The 23,319-nt window shown below is 65.8% G+C and carries 20 protein-coding genes; 8 read left to right on the forward strand and 12 right to left on the reverse strand.

Annotated features, from left to right (window positions below):
* The 5 genes from QX034_RS08460 to QX034_RS08480 all read right to left on the reverse strand — a co-directional run bounded on the left by QX034_RS08460 (position 1) and on the right by QX034_RS08480 (position 5,405).
* A complete protein-coding gene (locus tag QX034_RS08460; RefSeq protein ID WP_315743908.1) occupies positions 1–1,227 on the reverse strand; it encodes an MFS transporter in 1,227 nt (408 codons plus the stop codon).
* Positions 1,228–1,314: 87 nt separating this feature from the next.
* Positions 1,315–1,941: a cell envelope biogenesis protein TolA gene (locus QX034_RS08465; RefSeq protein WP_316195307.1), complete on the reverse strand. Its 627-nt coding sequence runs from the start codon at positions 1,939–1,941 to the stop codon at positions 1,315–1,317.
* 215 nt (positions 1,942–2,156) lie between these two features.
* On the reverse strand, positions 2,157–2,378 hold the full coding sequence (locus QX034_RS08470) for a hypothetical protein (RefSeq protein WP_315703004.1): 222 nt from the start codon (positions 2,376–2,378) through the stop codon (positions 2,157–2,159).
* 255 nt (positions 2,379–2,633) lie between these two features.
* The gene (locus QX034_RS08475) at positions 2,634–3,314 is read right to left on the reverse strand and encodes a substrate-binding domain-containing protein (protein ID WP_316195309.1); all 681 of its coding nucleotides are present in this window, start codon (positions 3,312–3,314) and stop codon (positions 2,634–2,636) included.
* Between the two features lie 36 nt (positions 3,315–3,350).
* Positions 3,351–5,405 (reverse strand): NAD(+) synthase, encoded by a 2,055-nt coding sequence (locus tag QX034_RS08480; protein ID WP_315703002.1) that lies wholly within the window; start codon positions 5,403–5,405, stop codon positions 3,351–3,353.
* Positions 5,406–5,501: 96 nt separating this feature from the next.
* On the opposite strand from QX034_RS08480, the gene QX034_RS08485 reads away from it, so the two are divergent.
* Complete coding sequence (locus tag QX034_RS08485) at positions 5,502–6,356, forward strand: NAD-dependent epimerase/dehydratase family protein (RefSeq protein WP_316195310.1); 855 nt, start codon at positions 5,502–5,504, stop codon at positions 6,354–6,356.
* A gap of 21 nt (positions 6,357–6,377) precedes the next feature.
* On the opposite strand, the gene QX034_RS08490 is transcribed toward QX034_RS08485, so the two are convergent.
* Complete coding sequence (locus QX034_RS08490; protein WP_316190232.1) at positions 6,378–7,058, reverse strand: TetR/AcrR family transcriptional regulator; 681 nt, start codon at positions 7,056–7,058, stop codon at positions 6,378–6,380.
* A gap of 96 nt (positions 7,059–7,154) precedes the next feature.
* Between QX034_RS08490 and QX034_RS08495 the strand changes: the two genes are divergently transcribed.
* Positions 7,155–8,084 carry an SDR family NAD(P)-dependent oxidoreductase gene (locus QX034_RS08495; protein WP_315702999.1) on the forward strand — a complete coding sequence of 310 codons (930 nt, stop codon included), beginning with the start codon at positions 7,155–7,157 and terminating at the stop codon, positions 8,082–8,084.
* Positions 8,085–8,171: 87 nt separating this feature from the next.
* Here QX034_RS08495 and galU read toward each other — a convergent pair whose 3' ends face one another.
* Positions 8,172–9,047 (reverse strand): UTP--glucose-1-phosphate uridylyltransferase GalU, encoded by an 876-nt coding sequence (gene galU, locus QX034_RS08500; RefSeq protein ID WP_315702998.1) that lies wholly within the window; start codon positions 9,045–9,047, stop codon positions 8,172–8,174.
* A gap of 218 nt (positions 9,048–9,265) precedes the next feature.
* On the opposite strand from galU, the gene QX034_RS08505 reads away from it, so the two are divergent.
* From QX034_RS08505 to QX034_RS08515, 3 genes are all read left to right on the forward strand, one after another.
* Positions 9,266–10,660 carry a lytic murein transglycosylase gene (locus tag QX034_RS08505; RefSeq protein WP_315702997.1) on the forward strand — a complete coding sequence of 465 codons (1,395 nt, stop codon included), beginning with the start codon at positions 9,266–9,268 and terminating at the stop codon, positions 10,658–10,660.
* Between the two features lie 158 nt (positions 10,661–10,818).
* On the forward strand, positions 10,819–12,954 hold the full coding sequence (nirK, locus tag QX034_RS08510) for a copper-containing nitrite reductase (RefSeq protein ID WP_315763853.1): 2,136 nt from the start codon (positions 10,819–10,821) through the stop codon (positions 12,952–12,954).
* A gap of 227 nt (positions 12,955–13,181) precedes the next feature.
* Complete coding sequence (locus QX034_RS08515) at positions 13,182–14,897, forward strand: DUF459 domain-containing protein (RefSeq protein WP_315702995.1); 1,716 nt, start codon at positions 13,182–13,184, stop codon at positions 14,895–14,897.
* Between the two features lie 97 nt (positions 14,898–14,994).
* Here the strand turns inward: QX034_RS08515 and QX034_RS08520 are convergent, their stop codons facing one another.
* The gene (locus QX034_RS08520; protein WP_315702994.1) at positions 14,995–15,363 is read right to left on the reverse strand and encodes a CsbD family protein; all 369 of its coding nucleotides are present in this window, start codon (positions 15,361–15,363) and stop codon (positions 14,995–14,997) included.
* A 185-nt stretch (positions 15,364–15,548) separates the two neighbouring features.
* Complete coding sequence (locus QX034_RS08525) at positions 15,549–16,199, reverse strand: YqgE/AlgH family protein (protein ID WP_315702993.1); 651 nt, start codon at positions 16,197–16,199, stop codon at positions 15,549–15,551.
* A gap of 136 nt (positions 16,200–16,335) precedes the next feature.
* Here QX034_RS08525 and QX034_RS08530 point away from each other — a divergent pair, with 136 nt between their 5' ends.
* The gene (locus QX034_RS08530) at positions 16,336–17,175 is read left to right on the forward strand and encodes a protein-disulfide reductase DsbD domain-containing protein (protein WP_315702992.1); all 840 of its coding nucleotides are present in this window, start codon (positions 16,336–16,338) and stop codon (positions 17,173–17,175) included.
* A gap of 246 nt (positions 17,176–17,421) precedes the next feature.
* The gene (locus tag QX034_RS08535) at positions 17,422–18,798 is read left to right on the forward strand and encodes a lipopolysaccharide biosynthesis protein (RefSeq protein ID WP_315702991.1); all 1,377 of its coding nucleotides are present in this window, start codon (positions 17,422–17,424) and stop codon (positions 18,796–18,798) included.
* Between the two features lie 9 nt (positions 18,799–18,807).
* Here QX034_RS08535 and QX034_RS08540 read toward each other — a convergent pair whose 3' ends face one another.
* On the reverse strand, positions 18,808–21,045 hold the full coding sequence (locus QX034_RS08540) for a lytic transglycosylase domain-containing protein (RefSeq protein WP_315702990.1): 2,238 nt from the start codon (positions 21,043–21,045) through the stop codon (positions 18,808–18,810).
* A 265-nt stretch (positions 21,046–21,310) separates the two neighbouring features.
* On the opposite strand from QX034_RS08540, the gene QX034_RS08545 reads away from it, so the two are divergent.
* Positions 21,311–21,964, forward strand: coding sequence for a L,D-transpeptidase (locus tag QX034_RS08545; RefSeq protein WP_315702988.1), 654 nt, complete (start codon positions 21,311–21,313; stop codon positions 21,962–21,964).
* A 42-nt stretch (positions 21,965–22,006) separates the two neighbouring features.
* On the opposite strand, the gene QX034_RS08550 is transcribed toward QX034_RS08545, so the two are convergent.
* Entirely contained in the window at positions 22,007–22,261 is a 255-nt protein-coding gene (locus QX034_RS08550) for a SemiSWEET transporter (protein WP_315702987.1), read from the reverse strand.
* 265 nt (positions 22,262–22,526) lie between these two features.
* Positions 22,527–23,318 carry a 3-hydroxybutyrate dehydrogenase gene (locus QX034_RS08555; protein ID WP_315702986.1) on the reverse strand — a complete coding sequence of 264 codons (792 nt, stop codon included), beginning with the start codon at positions 23,316–23,318 and terminating at the stop codon, positions 22,527–22,529.
* Position 23,319: the final 1 nt, after the last annotated feature.

The raw sequence follows: 23,319 nt of genomic DNA on the forward strand, positions 1-23,319 counted from the left end.
CTACGCCGACACCTGCGCCGGCGCGGGCTCCGGCTCCAACTTCGGGAACGGCCTGAACGTCATGGCGATCAGGAAGGCGCCGAGGCCCATCAGCCAAGAGCCGATGTAGAGCCAAGCATAGCTGGAAAAGGCGTCGTAGATCAGGCCGCCGGCGAGCGGACCGGTCGCCATGCCGAGGCTGCCGGCCATGGCGGTGCCGCCGATGACGGTGCCCATCATCCGCAGCGGAAAATTCTCCCGCGCGATCGCGGCGTAGAGCGGCATGGTGCCGGCATAGATGAAGCCGAACAGCGCGGCGACGGAATAGAACGCGGCGAGCTCGCGCACGAAGACATAGGCCAGTGCACCGAAGGCCTGCGCCAGCAGGCCGAGCACCAGTACGCGCTTGGCGCCGAAGCGGTCGCCAAGCAGACCGAATGCGATCCGGCCGCCCATCCCGGCGAGGCCCTCGACGCTGTAGATCGTCACCGCCGCGATCAGCGGAATGCCGCAGGAGACCGCATAGCTCACGGTATGGATGATCGGGCCCGAATGCGTGGCGCAGCAGAAGAAGTTGGTGGCGAGCAGGATCATGAACTGCGGCGAGCGCACCGCCTGCGACAGCGTCATCTCGGACGGCGCGGTATCCTGCCCGGGCGCGGCGGCTTCGCGGCGCTCGGGTGCGGGCGCACGCCGCACCAGCAGCGACACCGGGATCATGATCGCAGCGACGACGACGGCGATGAGCCGCATCGAGGTCCGCCAATCGTGGCTCGAAACCAGCCAGGCCGCGAGCGGCGACATGGTCATCGGCGCCATGCCCATGCCGGCCGAGACCAGCGACACCGCGAGGCTGCGATGAGTCTCGAACCAGCCGGTGACGGTCGCCATCATCGGCGCGAAGATCGCGGCCGTCGCGCCGCCGACCATGAGGCCGAACATCAGCTGAAACGTGATCAGCGAGGAGGCGAAGCTGGCCAGCGCCAGGCTCGCCGCCAGCAGGATCGAGCCGGTCAGCACCACCGGAAGCGGCCCGACCCGATCGGAGAGCGTGCCCCAGCCCATGCTGGTGAAGGCCATGGCCAGGAAGCCGATCGTCATCGCGCTGGACACGCCGGCCACCGACCAGCCGGTGTCGGCCGCGATCGGCTTGAGGAAGACCGGCAGCGAAAACATTCCTCCGATCGCGACGCAGCCCAGAAGACCGCCGGCCGCGACGATGACCCACCGATAGCGCGATGTGCTCATGCCTTGCTCTCCATGCATCCCATACGGTTCAAAGACGAACGGGACATGGCCGGGTCGACACAGCCTACTCTGTTTTTTTTGCAGTGCTTATCCTTGTTCCCGGGCCCGGCGCAGCGCGGCTTCCAGCTTCTCCTTCTCCCGCTGCCATCGTTCAGCCTCGGCCTGCATCCGCTCATCGAGCGCTGCGCGCTCGGTTTCGATGGCATCAGCTCTTGCCTCATGCGCGCGCCGGGCCTTCTCGAGCGCCGCTTGCGCCTTCGCCGCCGCCGTGTCGCGCCGGGCGCGCGCCTTCACCAGCGCGGCCTCTTCCTTCTGCCGCTCGGCCGCGCGCTGCTTCTGCGCCCGCGCGAATGCCAGCGCCGCCGTGCGCTCTGCCGCCTTATCGGTCGTCCGCGACGATGGGCGCGCTGGTGTACGAGGAGATTTCCGTGGCCTGTCGCGCTCGGGACCTGCCAGCCTCGTCGGCAGGCCGGCATGCTCGGTGAAGGGCTGGTTGGTGCCGACCGGGCGCTTGAGCACGATGCCGGGCTTCGCCAGCGTGGCGGCGACGATCGCGCGATCGTCGGTTTCCCTGGCGGCACCCTGATGGAAGAGATTGCTGCGCGCGCCCCACGCCTCCAACGCCGCCTTCATGGACGGCGCCGCAATCGCCAGGTCGAAAAAGCCGAGCGAAGTTTGAAAGGTCTTGAGCTTTCGTGTGAGCTTATTCGCCATCCCGCCCGCGCCCGATCGGTGAGGCTACACCTTATACCAAACCGGCAGGTTCGACCGGCGTCTAACAGCAGCGCGTAGCCCGCCGGCGACGCGGCCCAGTCTGCTCAGGCTTGCAGGGACACGCTCCCCCATGCGTCAAGAAAGCCCCGGAGGTCCGGGGCTTTCTTACGCTGAACGAAGCTTACTTTGTGGTCGCTGAGTGGAAGCTCACTCGCTTACTTCGACATGCTGCCGGCTTGATTCGTTCCCGGACCGACATTGCCCTGGCTCGACGGATTGGCGCTGGTGCCGGAGCGCATGTTCGAGCCCGTCGTGGTCTGCGACGAGGTCGCGGAGTGATGATGCCTGGTCTTGTGCGATTTCGCCTGAGCGGCAAAAGGAGCGGCCGCCAGGGTCGAGGCAACAAGCACGGCGATAGCGAGCTGAGTCGTCTTCATGAATGAATCTCCGTTGGTTGAACTCACGCACGCCCAACCCCCGCGCGACATAGGAGTTCCATCCTGCGGATTACGCCTTTTTAACCTTGGGTTGTCACCGGCTCCACCAACGCGGTCAAACAATTGATAACAGGCGCTTTTCCCGTCGACCTTCGCGTTCATCATTGCTGCCTTGCGGGGCGGCGGCGAAGCGTCGTTGCTCATCGCCCTCGGAGCGCCACCTTGGCAAAATCGCAGAAGCGGCAGCCTGCGGCCTCACGCGGGCGTCATGCCGTGACGCCGCTTGGTCTCCGCGGTTTCGTCGGAGGCGAGAAAAGCGATGAAGGCGCGGGCGGCATCCGGCTGCGTCGCAGCCTTGCAAAGGCCGGCGGCGAATACCGTGCCCGGCTGCAGTGAGGCCGGCAACAGACCGACGACATCGATGCCGGGGGCGCCCATCATCTCGCTGAGCTGCTGGAAGCCAAGTTCGACCTCGCCATCGGCCAGCAGCTTCGCAACGGGAATGCCGGGCTTCGCCTGCACGATACGATCCTTGACCACGTCCTCCAGGCCCCAGTCGCGGGCGAGCTTCAGCACATGCGTGCCGCTCGGGCCGGTGGAGATGCCGATCGAACGCGCGTTCGCCATCGCCGCGCGCACGCCGGCTTCGCTCAGCTTCGGCCGCGGGCTGCCTGCACGCACCGCCAGCGCCATCGGCGATTCCGCCATGTTGACGATGCTGCCGGGCACGAGACAACCATCGGCCTCCAGCTTCGCCAGCGCGTCCGAGGCAAGCACCGCGATGTCGAACGGCTCGCCAGCGCGGACGCGCTTGGCGGCATCGACGCCGCCGACGGATTCGATCGTGACCGCCTCGCCGGTCGCCTCCTCATACGCCGCCGCGAGCTCGGCCAGAATCTGCCGCGTCGCCATCGAGGAAATGCCGGTGATGCTCATCATATGCTCCGTTGAAAATCGCTTGGCCGCGCCAGGTCAAGCCTTGACGTCGCTCGGCACGTTGCGCGCGAGCTCCTCGAGCCACGCCGCGGCGTTGCCGTCCGACGGCGCGCGCCAGTCGCCGCGTGGCGATAGCGAGCCGCCGGCCACCACTTTCGGCCCGTTCGGCATCGCCGAGCGCTTGAACTGGCTGAAGGCGAAGAAGCGCCGCAGGAACACCTCCAGCCAATGCTTGATGTCGGCGAGCGCATAGGCGCGCCGCTTGGCGGCCGGAAAGCCCGGCGGCCACGCGCCGGCATCGGCATCTTTCCATGCGTGATGCGCCATGAACGCGATCTTCGACGGACGGAAGCCATAGCGCAGCGTGTAGAACAAATTGAAGTCCTGCAGCTCATAGGGGCCGATCGCGGCCTCCGTACTCTGCGGCGTCTCGCCCTCCGCGACCGGCACCAGCTCCGGCGAGATCTCCGCCGCCAGAACCTGCTCCAGCGTCTTGCCGACCTCATCAGAGAATTGCCGGGTCGCGACCACCCAGCGGATCAGGTGCTGGATCAGCGTCTTCGGCACGCCGGAATTGACGTTGTAATGCGACATCTGATCGCCGACGCCATAGGTGCACCAGCCGAGCGCAAGCTCGGACAGATCGCCGGTGCCGAGCACGATGCCGCCGCGGTCATTGGCGAGGCGGAACAGATAGTCGGTGCGCAGGCCCGCCTGCACGTTCTCGAAGGTGATGTCGTAGACCGCTTCGCCGCGTCCGAACGGATGGCCGATATCCTTCAGCATCTGCGTCGCCGCCGGGCGGATGTCGAGCTCGGTGGCGCTGACTTGGAGCGCGCGCATCAAGGCGTGCGCGTAGGCCTTGCTGGCGCTGCCGGTGGCAAAGCCCGGGAGGTTATAGGCGAGGATGTTCGTGCGCGGCAGGCCGAGCAGGTCCATCGCCTTCGCGGCGACGATCAGCGCATGCGTCGAGTCGAGGCCGCCTGAGACGCCGATCACGATGCGCTTGGTGCCGGTGGCGCGCAGCCGCTGCGTGAGCCCGGCGACCTGGATGTTGTAGGCCTCGTAGCAGTCCTGGTCGAGCCGCGCCGGATCGCTCGGCACGAAAGGGAAGCGCTCGAGCTTGCGGACGAAGCCGATGTCATCGGCGGGCGGCGCGAGCGCAAAGCCGATGCGGCGATAGCTCACGCTGTCCTTGGCGCGCACGCGGGCATTGTCGTCGAAGGTGCCCATCAGGGCACGTTCCTGGCGCAACAGATCGAGATCGATATCGGCGAAGATGGTCTGGCCGGTCTGAAGGAAGCGCTCGCTTTCGGCAAGCAGCACGCCATTCTCGAAGATCGAGGTCTGGCCGTCCCAGGCAAGGTCGGTGGTGGATTCGCCGACACCGGCAGCTGCGTAGATATAGGCAGCGAGACAGCGCGCCGATGTCGACTGGCACAGCAGCGAACGCGAACTCGCGCGCCCGACCGTGATCGGGCTGCCGGAGAGATTGACGAGCACGGTGGCGCCGGCGAGCGCCAGCTCCGAGGCCGGAGTGACCGGAATCCACATGTCCTCGCAGATCTCGACGCCGACGACGAGGCCCGCGACGTCATCGGCGGCAAACAGCAGGTCGGTACCAAACGGCGCGGTCGCGCCGGCGACCTCGATCTGCTGGCCGACGATGCCGGCGCCGGACGCGAAATGGCGGCCCTCGTAGAACTCGCGATAGGTCGGCAAATAGATCTTCGGCACCACGCCGAGGATCCGGCCGCGATGAATGAGGACGGCGCAGTTGTAGATGCGATGGCCGAACCGCAGCGGCGCGCCGACGATCAGCACCGACATCAGCTCACGCGATCCGTCCACGATGTCGGCAAGGGCGCGCTGGACGGCATCCAGCAGCGGGTCTTGGTTAACGAGATCCTCGATTGCATAGCCGGAGACGCAGAGCTCCGGGAACACGGCCACCGCGGCGGACCTCGCATGGCAGGCTCGCGCCGTCTCCAGGATCGCGGCCGCATTTGCGGCGGGATCGGCGACGTGCGACGTCGTCACACAGGCCGCAACCCGGGCAAAGCCGTGCCGGTAGATCGATTGGAAGCTCATCGCGCGCCGTCTCCTTTCGGTCCTTATATGACATCGGCTATTGAAAGTGCCAGCGCAAGCGCGGATGGCGATCGCCATCCAGGATAAGGCGGACCCATGAAGCTCTTCGTCATCGGCCTCGGCTACACCGCAGGGCGTTTCGTCCAGCACTACGGCGATCGCTTCGCCCACACCTCCGGAACGGTCCGCACCGAAGAAAAGCGCGCGCGGCTTGCGCCGCTCGAGCTCGATCTGTTCGACGGCACCACAGCCGCTGCCGAGACGATCGCCAAAGCCGCCCGCGCCGACGTGATCCTGATTTCCGTGCCGCCGGGCCCAGCCGACGATCCCGTGCTCGGCGCCTTCGGCCGCGCGATCGCCGATGGCAATGCGCGGCGCGTGATCTATCTTTCGACCATCGGCGTCTATGGTGACCATCAGGGAGACTGGATCGACGAGGACACGCCGCTCGCGCCGGAGCACGATCGCGTCAAGGCAAGAGTGCAGGCCGAAGAGCAATGGCGCGCGCGGCTCGGCGACCGGCTCGCGGTGCTCAGGCTTGGCGGCATCTATGGACCCGGTCGCAATGCGCTGGTCGAACTCCGCGCCGGTCGGGCGCGACGCATCGTCAAGCCGGGCCAGGTGTTCAACCGCATCCATGTCGACGATGCGGCCGCGGCGATCATGGGCGCGATCGCACCGAAGGCCGGCGGCACCTGGAATATCTGCGACGACGAGCCGGCGCCGCCGCAGGACGTGATCGCCTATGCGGCATCGCTGATGGGCGTGGCGGCGCCGCCGGAACAGCCGTTCGAGACCGCGGAGCTGTCGCCGATGGCGCGGAGTTTCTATGCCAGCAACCGGCGGGTCCGGAATATAAGGGCCAAGCGGTACCTCGCGCTTCGCTTGCGCTATCCGAATTACCGCGCCGGCCTCGATGCGCTATGGGCAGCCGGCGAAGGGCAGCCATAAGCTGCCAGCCAGCGGCTGCTTTCACGAGGATCGCTCGACCTCGCCCCCCGCACCGGCCAACGTATACCTCAGCCCGCGCGCGAACAATCGCAGTGCCCCCTCTTCCGGAGGAATGGCGCCAGGCGCGTTGCGTCGTCCCAATGAACCATCGATGCGCAGCATGGCGAGCCCGTGGGCGAGGCCCCAGGCAGCGACCGCCGCATGATCGAGCGCCAGCATAGAGCTTGTCAGCGCCGAGCTTTCGGCAAGCGCAGCCCGGATTGGCACGAAGCTCGCCTGCTTGGCTTCGGAGACCTGCGGATAGGCATGCCAATCGGGAACGCCGACGCCGAACATCAGGCGATAGAGCTGCGGATGAGCCGCAGCAAAACCAATATAATCCAGGCCGAGCGCGATCATGCGCTGCTCTCCCGCCGCCACGCGCGCGGCGGTTTCGGCCTGCGAAGATGCGAGCGCGCGAAAACCGGCTTCGGCAACCGTCGCCAGCAGATCCTCCTTACCGGAGAAATGATTGTAGGGCGCCGATTGTGACACGCCGGCGGTGCGCGCGACCGCGCGAAACGACAGCGCCTCGGCGCCTTCCCGCTCCAAAAGCTCGGTCGCGGCCACGATCAGCGCGCGCCTGAGATCACCATGGTGATAGGGGCGCGGCTCCTTAACGGCGCGCTTTCGGACAGGCTTTGTGCGGCTCGGCTTGGTCATCCAACTCACATGTTGACAGTGATCATATTTTACATAGAATGATGTTATCAGCGTTCACATTACGGCACAAACGCAAGAAGCAGGGAGTGCACAACCATGGACGAACGACCGACCACTCCAGCCCCCTCGCGCCGCAAGGCGCTCACCCTCGCCGGCGTCGCCGGCGGGATCGCGCTCGGCGCTGTTGGCGGCGTGGCGCTGGCGCAGGCGAGCCGTTCGCCCGCCCCCACTATCGTCGAGGCGCCCAAGCGCTTTGCAGGAAAGGTCGTACTGATCACGGGGGCGACGTCCGGCATCGGCCGCGCCGCCGCCTTGGCGTTCGCGCGCCAGGGCGCGGCGGTGGCCTTCTGCGGCCGCCGCGAGGGGTTGGGTCGCGAGGTCGAAGAGCAGATCCGGGCTGCGGGTGGTCGCGCGCGCTACATCCGCGCCGATGTGCGCGAGGAGGCCCAGGTCGAAGACTTCGTCCGACAGGCGGTCGATACATTCGACGGGCTCGACATTGCGCTGAACAATGCCGGCATCACGCTGGAAAAGCCGCTGCATGAATTCGCCGCGGCGGAATGGAACGACATCGTCGCTACCAATCTGCGCGGCGTATTCTTCGCGATGAAGTATCAGATCCCGGAAATGCTCAAGCGCGGGGGCGGCACCATTCTCGTCACCTCGTCGTCGAACGAGCATCGCACCAGCGCCCGACGCAGCGTCTATACCGCCACCAAGTCCGGCCTGATCGGCCTGGTCCGGTCGGCGGCGCTGGACTATGCTGAGAAGGGCATCCGCATCAATGCGATCGTACCGGGCACCACCGACACCGCGCTGGTCCGGCGCGTCGGCGGCACCGAGGCGATGCCCGACGCGATGTGGGAGATCGGTGCCGCTCAGTGGGCGCGCGTCAATCTGCCGGGGATCAAGCGGATGGCTAAGCCGGAAGAAATCGCGGAATTCGCGGTTGCGATGGCCGCTCCGGAGCTGACCTACATGACCGGCTCGGCGCTCATCGCGGACGGCGGCTCGGGCTCCGGCTAGAGCTTGCCATCACCGCGAGGTCGCGCTCTCAGACCGACAAGGGCCGCGGGATGCGCGGCCCTGCGAGCGTTCAAACGACACCTTGGCTCAGCCCTCGAGATATTTCCTCATGTCCTCGCGCAAGCTTTCGCGCAGGTCAGGGCGCGCCATGCCGAAGGCGATGTTGGCGCGCAGGAAGCCCGACTTCGAACCGCAATCGTGCCGTTCGCCCTCGAACTCCACGCCATAGAACTTTTGCGTCTTGGACAGGCCGATCATCGCATCGGTGAGCTGGATCTCGCCGCCGGCGCCGCGCTCCTGCGTTGCCAGGATCTTGAAGATCTCCGGCTGCAGGATATAGCGGCCGGTGATCGAGAAGTTCGATGGCGCCGTGCCCTTCGCCGGCTTCTCGACCATGCCGTCGACCTCGAACATCTTGCCGTCGCGCTTGCCGACGCCGCAGATGCCGTATTGATGGGTCTGGTCGGCCGGCACCTCCTGCACGGCCAGCACATTGGACTTCTCCGGCAGCTTGCCCGCGGCGGCGATCATCTGGGCGAGGCAGCCCGGCTTGTTCAAGACCAGTTCGTCCGGCAGCACCACCGCGAACGGCTCGTCACCGATGATGTCGCGGGCACACCACACCGCATGCCCAAGCCCGAGCGGCGATTGCTGCCGGGTGAAGCTGACTGCGCCGGCTTCCGGCTGGTCGCGCGCAAGGATCTCCATCTCGGTCTTCTTGCCGCGCGCGGCCAAAGTCGCATCGAGCTCGTACATCCGGTCGAAATGGTCTTCGATCGCGGTCTTGTTGCGCCCGGTCACGAACGCGAAATGCTCGATCCCCGCTTCCTTGGCCTCATCGAACACATATTGGATCAGCGGCCTGTCGACGATGGTCAGCATCTCCTTCGGCATCGCTTTGGTGGCGGGAAGGACACGGGTGCCGAGGCCGGCGACCGGAAAAACAGCTTTGCGGATTTTCATGGGGCGAAACTGGACCTTGCAAAGATATGAATGCGAAATGGATCGCATCCTGGTAGCTGGTTTGCAGCCGAGAACAAAGGCGGATGTTGGCCAACAGTTCCAGACAGCCAGGGTGCGCTGCAGAAAATTTGCCTGCGGATGAAACCGGAGGTTCGTTAATCTTCTGGAAACCGAGACAAGGCCTCCTGGACGCCTGATTTGTGAGGCAGCGAGTGAACATGGGACGACGAACGGAACCATCCGCGATTCTGCTGGCCGGCGCCGTGGCACTCGCCGCTGCCGTCACCTGCGCAACCCCGGTCCGCGCCCAGTCCGGCAACAATCCCTTGAACTTTCTTGACAATCTCTTCACCGGCTCTTTCGCCAAGGGCAATGCGAGCAATGCGCAGTCAACGCCCCCGGCGCCGGGGGGCGGCCCGCTGCCCTGGAGCGGGGAGGACGGCGCCTCCGGCCATCCGCTGATGACGGCGGCTGCGATTCGCGAGGCGGCGGCGAATTTTGATAACTGCATCGCCGGGATGTGGCCCGATGCCGCACGGCGCGGCATCTCGCAGGAGAGTTTTCAGCGGTTCACGGCAGGGCTGTCCCCCGACCTGCGGATCATGGACCTGCTCGATGCGCAGCCGGAGTTCACCAAGTCGATCTGGGAGTATCTGGATATCCTGGTGAACGACAACCGGCTGGCCAAGGGCCGCGAGGTGCTCGCCACCTACAAGGCGCAGTTCGATGCGACCGAGCGGGCCTACGGGGTCGACCGCTACATCATCGCGGCGATCTGGGGCATCGAGTCGAACTATTCCACCCAGATCGGCGATCGCAGCGTGCTGCAGTCCACCGCGACCCTCGCCTGCATCGGCCGCCGCCAGGCCTATTTCAAGGAAGAGTTCCTGTCGGCGCTGGAGATCCTCCATCACGGTGACCTGAGGCCCGAACAGATGCGCGGCTCCTGGGCCGGCGCCTTCGGCCCGACCCAGTTCATGCCGACCGCGTTCAAGCGCTACGCGGTCGATGCCGACGGCGACGGCCGCCGCGACGTGGTCGACAATGCCGCCGACCTGATCGCCTCCACGGCCAATAACCTCAAGAAGGACGGCTGGCAGACCGGCCAGAGCTGGGGCTACGAGGTCGTGGTGCCGCAGGGCTTCAACTACATGCTGGCGGACCGCGCCAAGGTCATGACCCTGGCGCAATGGGAGCAGATGGGCCTGAAGCGCCCCAACGGGCAGGCATTTCCGCGCTCGGCCGACAAGGCCTATCTGCTGGCCCCGGCAGGCGCGCAAGGGCCCGGCTTTCTGATGATGCAGAATTTCCGCGTCATCATGAAATACAATCCGGCCGAGGCTTACGCGCTCGCGATCGGCCATTTCGCCGACCGGCTGCGCGGCGGCCAGCCGTTCGTCCAGGCTTGGCCGCGCGAGGAGCGCACGCTGTCGCGCGCGGAGCGGCTGGAGCTGCAGCAGCTGCTCGCCGAGCGCGGCTTCTACCGCGGCACGCCGGACGGCCAGTTCGGCGGCCAGACCCGCGAGGCGCTGCGGAACTTCCAGGCCTCGATCGGCGCACCGGCGGATGGCTTCGCCTCCGCCGAGGTGCTGGAGCGGCTGCGCGGGCGCTGATCTGTGCCCCCCGCCATCACTGGTGATGGGCACGCGACGCGGCGGTTCATCGCTACTCCGCCTCGACACGTTTGCGGGAGGTGCCTGCCCTCAAACATATGTTGGTTGACGGACGCGCGTGATGCACCGAGATTCCGCAAAACGCTTGCGGAAGCAGCATGGATCGAATGTGGCCCACGCTCGTCGGGGCGGCTCGCCGATGGTCGATACTCCTGCTCGGAGTGGTGCTGATCGTTGGTGGTTTCTCGCTGGCCACGATCTTGTACCCGCCAGGCAGCACGATGCCGGCGTCCAGCCAGACGGACACAGAGCCGGGAAAATCGCAGGCTGAAACCGCTCTCACCCCCACCGCGCAGAACGCGTCGATACCCGAGCCCGCAGCGTCACAAGAGTCGAAACGACAGCCCGCATCGGCTGCGCCGGCCGTCCAACAAGCTCCGGCAACACAGCAATCCTCGCCCCGACAGCCGCCCGCGACGAACCACCAGCCGCACGCGGCGCAAGCTGCGCCGGAGTCGCAAACCAGCGGCCAAGGGCGGGCTGCCTCGCCAAGCCCAAGCCCTTATCCAAGCCCAAGCCCGGCAGCGGCAGTAACGACAACCGCCGGCGATCCAGCGGCCGGCCGCCTGGTCTTCCGCAAGTGCCAGGCCTGCCATTCGATTGAAGCGGGCAAGAACATGCTCGGCCCTTCGCTCGCCGGTGTCATCGGGCGCAAAGCGGGGACCGAGCCGAACTACAACTACTCGCCGGCGATGAAAGGAGCCGACATCGTCTGGAACGCGCAGACGCTCGATCGCTATCTCAAAGATCCCGCGAGCGTCGTCCCCGGCAATAAGATGCCCTTCCCCGGACTGAAGACCGATCACGACCGTGCCGATGTGATCGCCTTTCTAGCCGCATCGTCGGGCGCGGCCACAGCACCCACAACGCAGCAGGCTCCCTCGCCGGCGCCCACGCCCCCACCTCCGGTCTCGCAAGCCCCGCAGACGGTAACGGGAGCCGATATCGGCTACGTCGCCGACGCGAAGTACACGTTGAGATCCGGCATCGCTGAAGGGCGCATGGTCTATATCGGAGTCGGCGGCGCCATCGACGGCAAGGTCAATCCGGTCCTGACTGCGGTCGAAGGGCAAGTGGTTCAGCTCACGCTGATCAACGGCGAAGGCGCCGAGCACGACGTCGTATTCCCGGATCAGGATGCGAAGTCGCCGAGGGTGACAGGCAAGGGCGCCAGCACGACGATCGCATTCCGCGCGGCGAGGTCGGGCGACTTCGTCTATTATTGCAGCGTGCCCGGGCACAGGCTCGCCGGCATGGAAGGCCAGTTCATCGTGACGCCGCGGGCCGCACCACAGACCGTGGTCGAGGCCGACATCTCCCGTGAACCTGGCGATCTGCCGCCACCGATCGGCAAACGCGACCCGCAGACGGTCCGCGTCGATCTTCTCAGCGTCGAGGTGGAAGGCCGGCTCGCGGAAGGCACGACGTTCGGTTACTGGACGTTCAACGGCAAGGTGCCCGGTCCTTTCATCCGCGTCCGCGTCGGCGACACGGTCGAGATTCACCTCAAGAACTCGGCCGACAGCGCCATGATCCATTCCGTCGACTTCCATGCGGCAACCGGTCCTGGCGGCGGCGCCGCATCGTTGCAGGTCGATCCAGGCGGTGAGAAGTCGATGACATGGAAGGCGCTGGTGCCGGGTCTGTTCGTCTATCACTGCGCCACGCCGATGGTCGCCGAGCACATCGCGAACGGGATGTACGGAATGATCCTGGTCGAGCCGGAAGGCGGGCTGCCGCCGGTGGATCACGAATTCTATGTCATGCAGGGCGAAATCTATTCCGACATCCCGTACGGCCAGCACGGCAGCGCCGAGTTCAGCGTCGAGAAGCTGCTGGACGAACGGCCTGAATATTTCGTGTTCAACGGCTCGGTCGGCGCGTTGAGCAAATTGCACCCGCTGCATGCGAAGGTCGGCGACACCGTGCGGATCTTCTTCGGCGTCGGCGGGCCGAACTACACCTCCTCCTTTCATGTGATCGGCGAGATCTTCGACAAGGTCTATCTGCTTGGCGGGATAACCACGCCGCCGCTCCGGGGAATTCAGACCGTGACCGTCCCGCCGGGAGGCGCTGCGATCACCGAGTTCAAAGTCCAGGTGCCCGGCAACTACACATTGGTCGATCACGCGCTTGCTCGCGCTGAGCGTGGCCTGCTCGGAATTCTCAATGTCGAAGGCCCGCAGAACCCGGACATCTATAACGGCGAGTTGATGCCGGGCATGGGGCACTGAGATGGGCGGTCGCGTGCCGCCTGATGCGGGTGGCCTTGGGCCGGTCCCAGATACCTTTTTATCCATTTCACGGAGGATCAGCGGCCGCCCCGCGACTGAAAGGAACTTTCCGCCGCTGTTGCGAACCTTCGCAGAGGGATTCGCAACCACCCCGTGAATGCCCGTTTGCGGCCGGATTTGGCTGCTACTATATGAAGACACATGATTTCGCCGCGTGATCGGGCCGCATGTCCAAGCTGAAGTCCCTCATCAAGCTCCTGAACGAGCCCGGCCTGTTGGTCGTGCTGGCGGTGGCGATTGCGATGCTGGTCGGCATCGCTGGCCCGGCTTCTGCCCAGTTCTTCAATTTCAATCCGTTCAGTTCGCCACCTCCTACCCGCCAAGCGCCGCGCGGCGGCGGCTGGTTCGGCGGCGACTTCTTCTCGCCGTTCCGCGAGCCGCAGCAGCCCAGGAAGGTCTACCAGGACTTCTCCAAGGCCCCACCTCCCGAGAAGCGCGACAACGCACCCGAACGCTATGTGCTGGTACTCGGTGACGGCATGGCAGACTGGCTCGGCTACGGGCTGGAGGACGCCTATGCGGAACAGCCCGACATGGGCGTCACCCGCAAGATCAAGACCATCTCGGGGCTGATCAAGTATCAGCCGAAGGGCGAGCCCGCCGACTGGGCGACCGCCGCCAAGGGCATTCTCGCCGGCGAACGGGCAGACGCCATCGTCATCATGCTCGGCCTCAACGACCGCATTTCGATCCGCGAGCCGGTGGTCGAAAAAACGGACAAGCCCGACGACAAGAAGGCGGACGATAAGAAGCCTGGCGACAAGACCAAGAAGGACGCCAAGGCGAAGGGAAGCGACGGCAAGCCGGAGCAAAAGACCGACACGGCCGCGGCGAAGCCGGATGACAAGCCGGTTGACAGCGAACTGCCGCAGGACGACGCCGAGAGCGGCGACACGCCCGCGGCGGCCCCGGGAAAGGCCGCACGTTCGCCGAACGGCATCTACGATTTCCGCGATGACCGCTGGGTCGAGCTTTACGTCAAGAAGATCGAGGAGATGATCGCGGTCGCCAAATCAAAGGGCGTTCCGGTGATCTGGGTCGGGTTGCCGGCGATCCGCGGCACCAAGGGCACGGCCGACATGCTGTTCCTGGATTCGCTCTATCGCGACGTCGCCGGCAAAACCGGCATCACCTATGTCGACGTGTGGGACGGCTTTGTCGACGAGGCCGGCCGCTTCCTGCAGAAGGGCCCGGACTTCGAAGGCCAAATTCGCCAGCTGCGCACCTATGACGGCGTCTATTTCACCAAGCCCGGCGCCCGGAAGCTGGCGCATTATGTCGAGCGCGAAATCACGCGCGTACTGGCAGGGCGCTCGGCGCCGATCGAGCTGCCGAGCGAGCCGGCGACGCCCGATGCCAATGCGGTGCCGGGCCAGCCGGCGCCACGGCCAATCGCGGGACCGATCGTTCCGCTGGTCGCCTCATCGGTCGGCACCGACCAGTTGCTCGGCGGTGCGGGCAGCCGGCCCGCTCCCGTGGATGCATTGGCGGCGCGGACCTTGGTGAAGGGTGAGCCACTGAGCCCGCCAGCCGGACGGGCCGATGATTTCGCCTGGCCGCGACGCGAGGTCGGCCGCGAGCAATCCAAGGAGCCGCCGAAAGAGCAGACCCAGCCGGAAGCGCCGATGGCCGCCGCCACGCCGGGCGAGCCGGCCGCAACGACAGCCCAGCCGACCCCGCAAAAGCCGAAGCGGGCTGCGCCACAGAACGCGACACCTCCGGCGCAGGCGCAGCAGCCGGGCCAAGCGTTCCGCGAGTTCTTTGGCGGCGGCGCCCCGCAACAGCCGAAGCCGCCCGCGGCACGCAGCCCGAATCCAGGACCGCCGCGGCCGCCCGCTAATGTCGGCCATTCAGCGGCGGTGCAGGACGCGCCGGCCCGTTAGACTCTCTCGATTGCAGCTGAAACAAATCGGCCGATGCCGTCTCCCCTGGGAGACGAACACCGGCCGATCGCAATTGAACGCGCGGAAAGCGCGCGGCTCAGTGGCGCCAGCGCTGCGGAGGCCGGCTGGGACGGCTCATCAGAAGCGCCAGCGCAAAGCCGATGCCGCCGGCCACCAGAAGCGCACCGATCGGATTATCCTGCACGCGCTTGGCGAGCGCCTGCGTGCCGTCGCGCAGATTGTCGACGCGATCGCCACCGATCGTATCCTTGGCGAAATTCATCGCGGCGTCGCCGGCATCGCGCGCCGCATCCTTGGCCTGGCCGTAAAGATTCTGCACGACGCCCGAGGCTTCGCGCGCGCGGCCCGAGGCCTGGGTCTGCTTGTCACCGGTCATCTCGCCGACGCCGCTCTCGACCTTGCCTGCCATATCCTTCGCCGTTCCTATGATCCGATCCGTGTCCATCGCGCCTCTCCTCGTGCTCGCTTGGGGGACTTGCCGCCCAGCTAACCGGCAACAGCGGTGGCAGTTCCCAGGACGCAGCAAGAAGACGCAGGAGGAAGCGACGAAAAGCGGCGGCCGATGAAGCACGAGGGACCCGACGCTTTCGGGCGAGGCCCGCCCAGTTGCGCGAGAACCAGGAGCGCGCCTCAGGCGTGTCCGGCTGCGTTCGACAGCATGCCGGGATCGATCCCGATCTTGCGCAGCGCGAGATCGTATTTGTCCTCGACATTGTCGCCGAAGATCAGCTCCGGATCGGCATCGCAATGCAGCCAGCCGTTCTCCTGGATCTCTTCTTCGAGCTGGCCGGCCCGCCACCCGGCATAACCGAGCGCGAGAATGGCATGCTTCGGTCCCGTGCCATTGGCGATCGCCTTGAGAATATCGATCGTCGTGGTCAGGCAGACGCCGTCGTTGATCTTCAACGTGGCGTTGGCGATGAAGTAATCGCTCGAATGCAGCACGAAGCCGCGGCCGGTATCGACCGGGCCGCCGCTCAACACCTTCATCGTCTCGGCGCTGCCGGGCAGCTCGATCTGGTCGGCCTTGTTGATGATGTTGAGTTGCATCAAGAGCTGTGGGAAATCGATGCTGCCGGCGGGCCGGTTCACCATGATGCCCATGGCTCCTTCCGCGGAATGCGCGCAGAGATAGATGACCGAGCGCTCGAAGCGCGAATCGCCCATCACCGGCATCGCGACCAGCAACTGGCCATCGAGATAGCCGCCGTGAGAGACATCATCGCTGATGCCCGTCACTCTCCGGCGAAGATCGCCTTGCCGCTTTGCCTCAGGATTCATCGGCGCAAACTCTCATGCTTCAGATCATCCTGATATTGGGATGGGGTTCTGTCAATCAAGGCCGGCGTTCACACTGGCTTTTTCGCTCACAACCAATTCAATGGTTTAGGCCTGCACTCAGCATTAGAGACGTCTCATGACCGCGTTCGTTCCAGTTCATGCCCGCCGCGGATTCGCCGCGGCGCTGCTCACCTCTTGCCTGGCTGTCGGCGCCTCGGCGCAAGACGCCTCACCGTGGCAGCGCGAGGGCCATTCCGCGGTGCGACTGCTCGCAGGCTCGCGCAGCGGCAACGTGCTGCTGGGCGGTATCGCCTTCCAGCTGCAACCGGGCTGGAAAACCTATTGGCGGACGCCAGGCGATTCCGGCGTGCCCCCGCGGTTCGATTTCTCGGCGTCGGAGAATGTCGAGGCGGTGACGGTTCTGTGGCCGGCGCCAACCAAGTTCGACGATGGTGCCGGCGGCCATTCACTCGGCTACCACGACCAGATCGTGCTGCCGCTACGCATCGTCGCCAAGAGCACGGACAAGCCCGTGACGCTGCGTGCGGACATCAGCTACGCGGTGTGCGAGCGGATCTGCATTCCGGTCGACGCCAAGGTCGATCTCGCCTTCACCAGCGTTGCGAGTACCGAGGACGGCGCGCTCTCCGCGGCGCTCGACGCCGTGCCGAAGCCGGCCAATGTCGGCGATCCCAACCCGCTGACGATCCGCGACGTCAAGCGCGACGGCCCGTCCAATGTCATTGTCGACGTGGTGACGCCCGACCCGAAGAACGTCAATCTGTTCGTGGAGGGACCGACGCCGGAATGGTCGCTGCCCGTCCCTGCTCCCGCCGAGCACAGTCCGCCGGGCGTGAAACGTTTCACATTCGCGCTGGACGGCGTGCCGCCGGGCACCAAGCCCGACGGCGCGGCGCTGAAGTTCACTCTGGTCGGCGCGGACAAGGCTTACGAGTTCAACGTCAACCTGCCGTGACCGTGAATCGGACGACCGCTGCACCACCCTCAGCTGTCGTCCCGGCGAACGCCGGGACCCATACGCCGCGGCCGCCAAGACGAAATCGACTGGTCGACTTCATCCTTAAACAATAACATTCCGTGGTTATGAGACCCTGCTTTCGCAGGGGCGACAACATGGCGCCATCCAACCGAATCTTAACGGCCGGTTGATACAGACGCGGATCGCCGCCCTCTCGCGCGGACATGACAGTGGACCGCAGCCGTGGCCGTGATGGACACCGAACACCAACCCGCAGAAGCTGGCCTGATCGCGCGGCTCAAGGCGAGGCTTCGCTTAGCCGGTGACGGTAGCGACGCCTCGCTGACCCGCCGTTTGGCGGGACTGATCTTCCTCATTCGCGTCGTCAGCGCGGGCCTCGCCTATCTGTCGCAGATCCTGCTGGCGCGCTGGATGGGCGGCGCGGACTACGGCATCTACGTCTATGTCTGGACCTGGGTGCTGCTGCTCGGCAGCATGCTCGATTTCGGCCTCGCTTCCTCGGCGCAGAAGCTGATCCCCGATTATCGCGCCCGCGGCGCGCAGGCGCATTTGCGCGGCTTTCTCTCCGGCAGCCGCTGGCTGACCTTTGCGACGTCCTCATTCGCGGCACTGCTGCTCGCCGGCGTCGTCCATCTGCTCTCGCCCTGGATCGATGCGAACGAGGTCATGCCGCTCTATATCGGCTGCGCCACCCTGCCGGCCTTCGTGGTCGCCAACACGCAGGACGGCATCGCCCGCTCGCATGACTGGATGACGCTCGGGCTGATGCCGCAATTCATCATCCGGCAAAGCCTGATCATCGGCTTTACCGCAGGCATGGTTGTGCTCGGCCTGCAGCTCGGCGCCACCGCCGCGATGCTCGCCAGCGCAGCTGCCGTGTGGCTCGCGATGATCGGACAGATGATCGCGCTCAATCGCAGGCTCGGTGGCCACATCGAAGCGGGCGCGAAGGCCTACGATGTCGGCGGCTGGCTTGCGGTCTCGCTGCCGATCCTGCTGGTCGAGGGCTTCTATCTGCTGCTGTCCTACACGGACGTGCTGGTGCTGCAGCAATTCCGTCCCTCCGAGGAGGTCGGCGTCTATTTCGCGGTGGTGAAGACCTTGGCGCTGGTGTCGTTCATCCACTACGCGATGTCGGCGACCACGGCACATCGCTTTGCCGAATATCACGCGCAAGGCGACACCGCGCGGCTGTCGGCCTATGTCGCGCACGCCATCAGCTGGACGTTCTGGCCCTCGCTCGCCGCGACGCTGACCCTGCTCGCGCTCGGCGAGCCGCTGCTCTGGCTTTTCGGGCCACAGTTCACGGCCGGCTACGACATCATGTTCATCGCCGCCATCGGGCTCGTGGTGCGTTCGGCGATCGGCCCGGTCGAGCGCCTGCTCAACATGCTCGGCCATCAGCACGTCTGCGCACTCGCTTATGCGTCCGCCTTCGTCATGAACCTGGTGCTGTGCATCGTGCTGGTGCCACGCTTCGGCGGCCATGGCGCCGCGGCCGCGACGTCGTTGTCGCTGACGTTCGAGACCGCGCTCCTGTTCTGGATCGTCAAGCGCCGGCTCGGCCTGCACGTGCTGGCGTTCGGCGGCCGCCGCTAACTACGCCGCTTACGGCGGCGGCAGCGCCTGCGCCGAGGAGACCATTCCCGAGCCAGCCGCGCGCGCCACCGTGCTCTGCTCCTGGTCGCGCTTTGCGACCTCGATGGCCTCGAACCGCGCGCGGTAGACCTGCACATTCTCGATCACGCGCTGGACGTAGTTGCGGGTTTCGGCAAACGGAATCCGCTCCACCCAGTCGACCGGATCGACGGCGGGATCGCGTGGATCGCCATGCTGCTTGACCCAGTCCTGCACGCGGCCGCGGCCGGCATTGTAGGCGGCGAAGGTCATGATGTGAGAGCCCTTGTATTCGCGGAGCAGCGCGCTCAGCTCGGCCGCCCCCATCTGGGTGTTGTAGACGGGATCCGACACCAGCCGGTCCCAGTCATAGCCGACGCCGAACCGCTTGGCCGTGTCGCGTCCGGCTTCCGGCGTCACCTGCATCAAGCCGACCGCGTTGGCCGACGAGCGGTCGCGCTGGTCGAATGCGCTCTCCGTGCGCGCCACCGAATAGATGACGCTGCTGTCGATGGCGAGGCCGATCGGCTTGTGCTCGGGGATCCCGATCGTCGGGAACGCGAAATGGTCCATCGCAAGTCCGCGCGCCAGGGCCGTCTTGCCGATCTGCAGCATCGCGCGCGCATCGTTGTGGCGGCCGGCCAGCGCGCCGAGCGCGACCAGCGCCGGGACATCCGTGCTCTGCTCCGCCAGATCGGTCACGAAGCTCAGCACGACGTTCTGCTCATTGAGCCTGTAGAGCATCTCGGCCGCGCGCACCCGCTCGTCCGCAGGCGCAGCATCGTCGTCCGGCCCGGCTTGCGGAGCGCGGAGCTCGACGCCGTCGAGCCCGAGCTTGGCCCGTGCGAGCTGGCCGTAATAGGCGGTGCTGTAGCGTGCCGCGGCTTGATAGGCCGCGGGCATGGCCTCGGCGTCGCCGATCGCTTCCGCCGCACGGCCCCGCCAGTAATTGGCGCGCGCCAGCACGATGGGATTGACCGATCCCTCGTCGACATGGGCGAAATGCGCGCGCGCCGTCTCGGGCTCGTTGAGGTAGCGCAGAGCGATCCAGCCGGCCAGGAAATGCCATTCGGCGCGGTAATACTCGTTCTGCGGAGGCGCGGCCTGGCGCGCGACCTGATAGGCCTCCTTGAACTGTCCGAGGTCGAGCAGCTTGCGCGCCAGCACACGGCGTGAGCGCCACCATTCATCCGTGTCCTGCAGCGCCATCGTCGCGCGCGGCGCCGTCAGCATCAGCTGCGTCGCATCGGCGATGCGGTCGTGGCGCATCAGCCACTGGATGCGACACAGCACATAACCGAGATCGCTACGCGCAGCCGCCGGCACGTCGTCGAGCAGGCCAGGCGCCTTCTTCTCGTCGCCCTTGACGGCAAGGCACGCCTTGACGATGGAGACCTCGTCGCCGCCAAGCCGATGGGCCGCGCGCATCGCTCCTGAAAAATCCTTTGCGCCGAGCCGCCGATCCATCCGCGCCCGGTGATCCTCGCTCGCGAGCAGCGCGCCGAAGCCCTCGATCACATCCGCTTCGGTGCGCTCGGAGAGATCCTCCGACTGCCAGACCTTGCGGACCCATCGTGCGGCCGCATCGGCATCGCCTTCGGCGAGAAGAACCCGCGCCAGCGCCAGGCGTCCCTTTGCGCTGGCCGGTCGATCGCCGATGAAATCGCGCACCGTCGCCGCGTCGCTCTTCTGCTGCCAAAGGCAGGCTTCGGCGCGCCGCCGCATCAGGCTGACATTCGGCCAGGCTGGATTGTCGCGGATGAAAGCCGCGTAGCGGCTGAAGTTCGCCATGGACTCCGAGTGCCGCAACATGAACCATTCGACGAGCTTGCGTGCAGCAGGATCCTCGATCGTCTTCGCGACGGCGCTCGCATCGCTCGTCTTGCCCTTGCGCGTCAGCTCGAAGACCGACTTGACCGCAGCGAGGTCTCCCGACAGCGGCGGGCTCGCAGGCGCTTCGGCAGCGGCGCTGACCGGCGCAGCCACGGCGGAACGGCTGGCTTCGCTGGGCTTGCGTTTGCGCTCCTGCTTAAGGGCAAGCTCGGGTCGATGTCGCGCGGCCGCTTTCGTGGCAGCCTTCTTCGCATGCGGCCTTTGCACGGAAGCGGGATGCTGTTGGGCTCCGTGCTGCCGCGGCCGAGCGAGCGCTTCGCTCGACAGCTCCGCGACCATGGCCAAGGCCGCGACAAAGCTCAGGACACAGGCCAGCAACCAACGCAATGGGTTCATGCTCTGATCCCCCGCGAACCGGCCGGCAGGCTCGCGGGAGTGACGCCCCCGCCGGCAGGGTTTGCACGAACGCTATCATGCCGGCGGCCCGCGACTGTCGCATGGCCGCAACACTTGGCTGCGAAAGCGCGAAGTTCCACGATCACGCAACCGTGGATATATTAGTCTTGATTTAGGCACGATTGAGACAGCAAATGGTCGGGTCGCAAGAGTGCCGCCGATGCTGCGTGGACTTCGGAAAGTAGGCACGAGGGGAGAACGGGCGATGTCGAGATCGGGGCTGGCATTTGCGCTGGCAGGGTTGTTGCTGCTTGGCGGCTGCATGCAGGCGACGCTGTCGCCGTCCTCGGAAGCCAATTTCACGCCGCGCGACCGCCAGCTTCTGGCAAATCCGCCCTATGCGGAAGCCAAGATCCCCGAGCAGTTCCAGCGCCACATCGTCGACTCTGACCGCAAGGAGCCCCCGGGCACGATCCTGGTCGATACCGACGCGCGCTATCTCTATTACTTCCTGCCCGACGGTAAGGCGATCCGCTACGGCGTGGCGGTCGGCGAGGAAGCGATGGCCTTTTCCGGCACGGCGACGGTGGGCAAGATGGCGGAATGGCCGGATTGGGTTCCCACGGCCGATATCCAGGCCCGGCTCGGGCCGTATCCGAAACGGGTTCCCGGCGGCCCCGCCAACCCGCTCGGCGCGCGCGCCATCTATCTGTATCAGGGCAACAAGGACACGCTGTACCGGATCCACGGCACCAATCAGCCGGAATATATCGGCCAGGCGATCTCCTCCGGCTGCATCCGCATGACCAATACCGACGTGGCCGACCTCTACAACCGGGTGAAGGAGGGCTCCACCGTGGTGGTGCTGCCGCCCGGGGCCAGCACCACCAGCAGCCTGTTCGGCGGCCACCGCATCTGATCGGTGGCGCCCTCGCGGGTTCAAGCTTGAAGACCCGTCGCGTCAGCCATAGCGCAGCTTCAGCGCCAGGATGGTCGCGACCAGGCCCAGCGTGATCAGGTTGGCGACCACCAGCGGCAGGTCGCCGATCAGCGCGCCATAGAGCAGCCACATCGAATTGCCGGTGGTCTGCAGGATGAACATCCCGACCGAGATGTCATGGGTCGAGCGCGTGCGCCACGCCTTCACCACCTGCGGCAGGAATGAGCTCGTGGTGCAGATCGCTGCCAGAAGGCCGATGAGGGTGACGATGAGCAAGGCCGAATCCTGTTCGCGTTTCTTCCGACGCTTGTAGGACGGGTGGAGCGAAAGCGAAACCTATCATCGAGAGGATCGGTTGGTTTCGCCTCCACCTTTCACTGAGATGCTTCCGCCGACAAATCGCTCCCCCTCTTCCGTCATTGCGAGGAGCGAAGCGACGAAGCAATCCTGATTCTTACGTCAAGCCTGGATTGCTTCGCTTCGCTCGCAATGACGTGACGGCTGAGGTCGCCCCCGAAGGATGGCCGAACGTTTGCTCGCCCTACTCCGCGGTCCAGCCGCCGTCGATCGAGAGGTTGCTGCCGGTGATCTGCGCGGCATCGTCGCTGCACAGGAACAGCGCCAGCGCCGCGACCTGCTCGACCGTGACGAACTGCTTGGTCGGCTGGGCGTCGAGCAGCACATCGTTGATGACCTGCTCGCGGGTGAGATTGCGCGCCTTCATCGTATCGGGAATCTGCTTCTCGACCAGCGGCGTCCAGACATACCCTGGCGAGATGCAGTTGCAGGTGATCTTGTGGGTGGCGAGCTCCAGCGCCACGGTCTTGGTGAGGCCGGCGATGCCGTGCTTGGCCGAGACATAAGCCGATTTGAACGGCGAGGCGACCAGCGAGTGCGCTGACGCGGTGTTGATGATGCGGCCCCAGCCCCGCTTCTTCATGAGCGGTACCGCGGCGCGGATGCCGTAGAACGCGGAGGAGAGATTGATCGCGATGATCGTCTCCCACTTCTCCGGCGGAAACTCTTCGACCGGCGAGACGAACTGGATGCCGGCATTGTTGACGAGGATGTCGACCGAGCCGAAGCTCCTCTCACCGAGCGCAACCATCTCGGCGATCTCGGCCGGCTTGGTCATGTCGGCCGGCGAATGAACCGCCTTGACCTTGAACTCGCTCTCGATCGCGCTGCGTTCCTTCTCGATATCGGCGGGCGCGCCGAAGCCGTTCAGCACGACATTGGCGCCGGCGCTGGCAAAGGCCCGCGCATAGGCCAGCCCGATGCCGCTGGTCGAGCCGGTCACCACGGCCGTCTTGCCCGCGAGATTCGTCGTCATG

The sequence above is a fragment of the Bradyrhizobium sp. SZCCHNR3119 genome (assembly GCF_032487775.1).
In the GTDB taxonomy this organism is placed as follows: Bacteria; Pseudomonadota; Alphaproteobacteria; order Rhizobiales; family Xanthobacteraceae; genus Bradyrhizobium.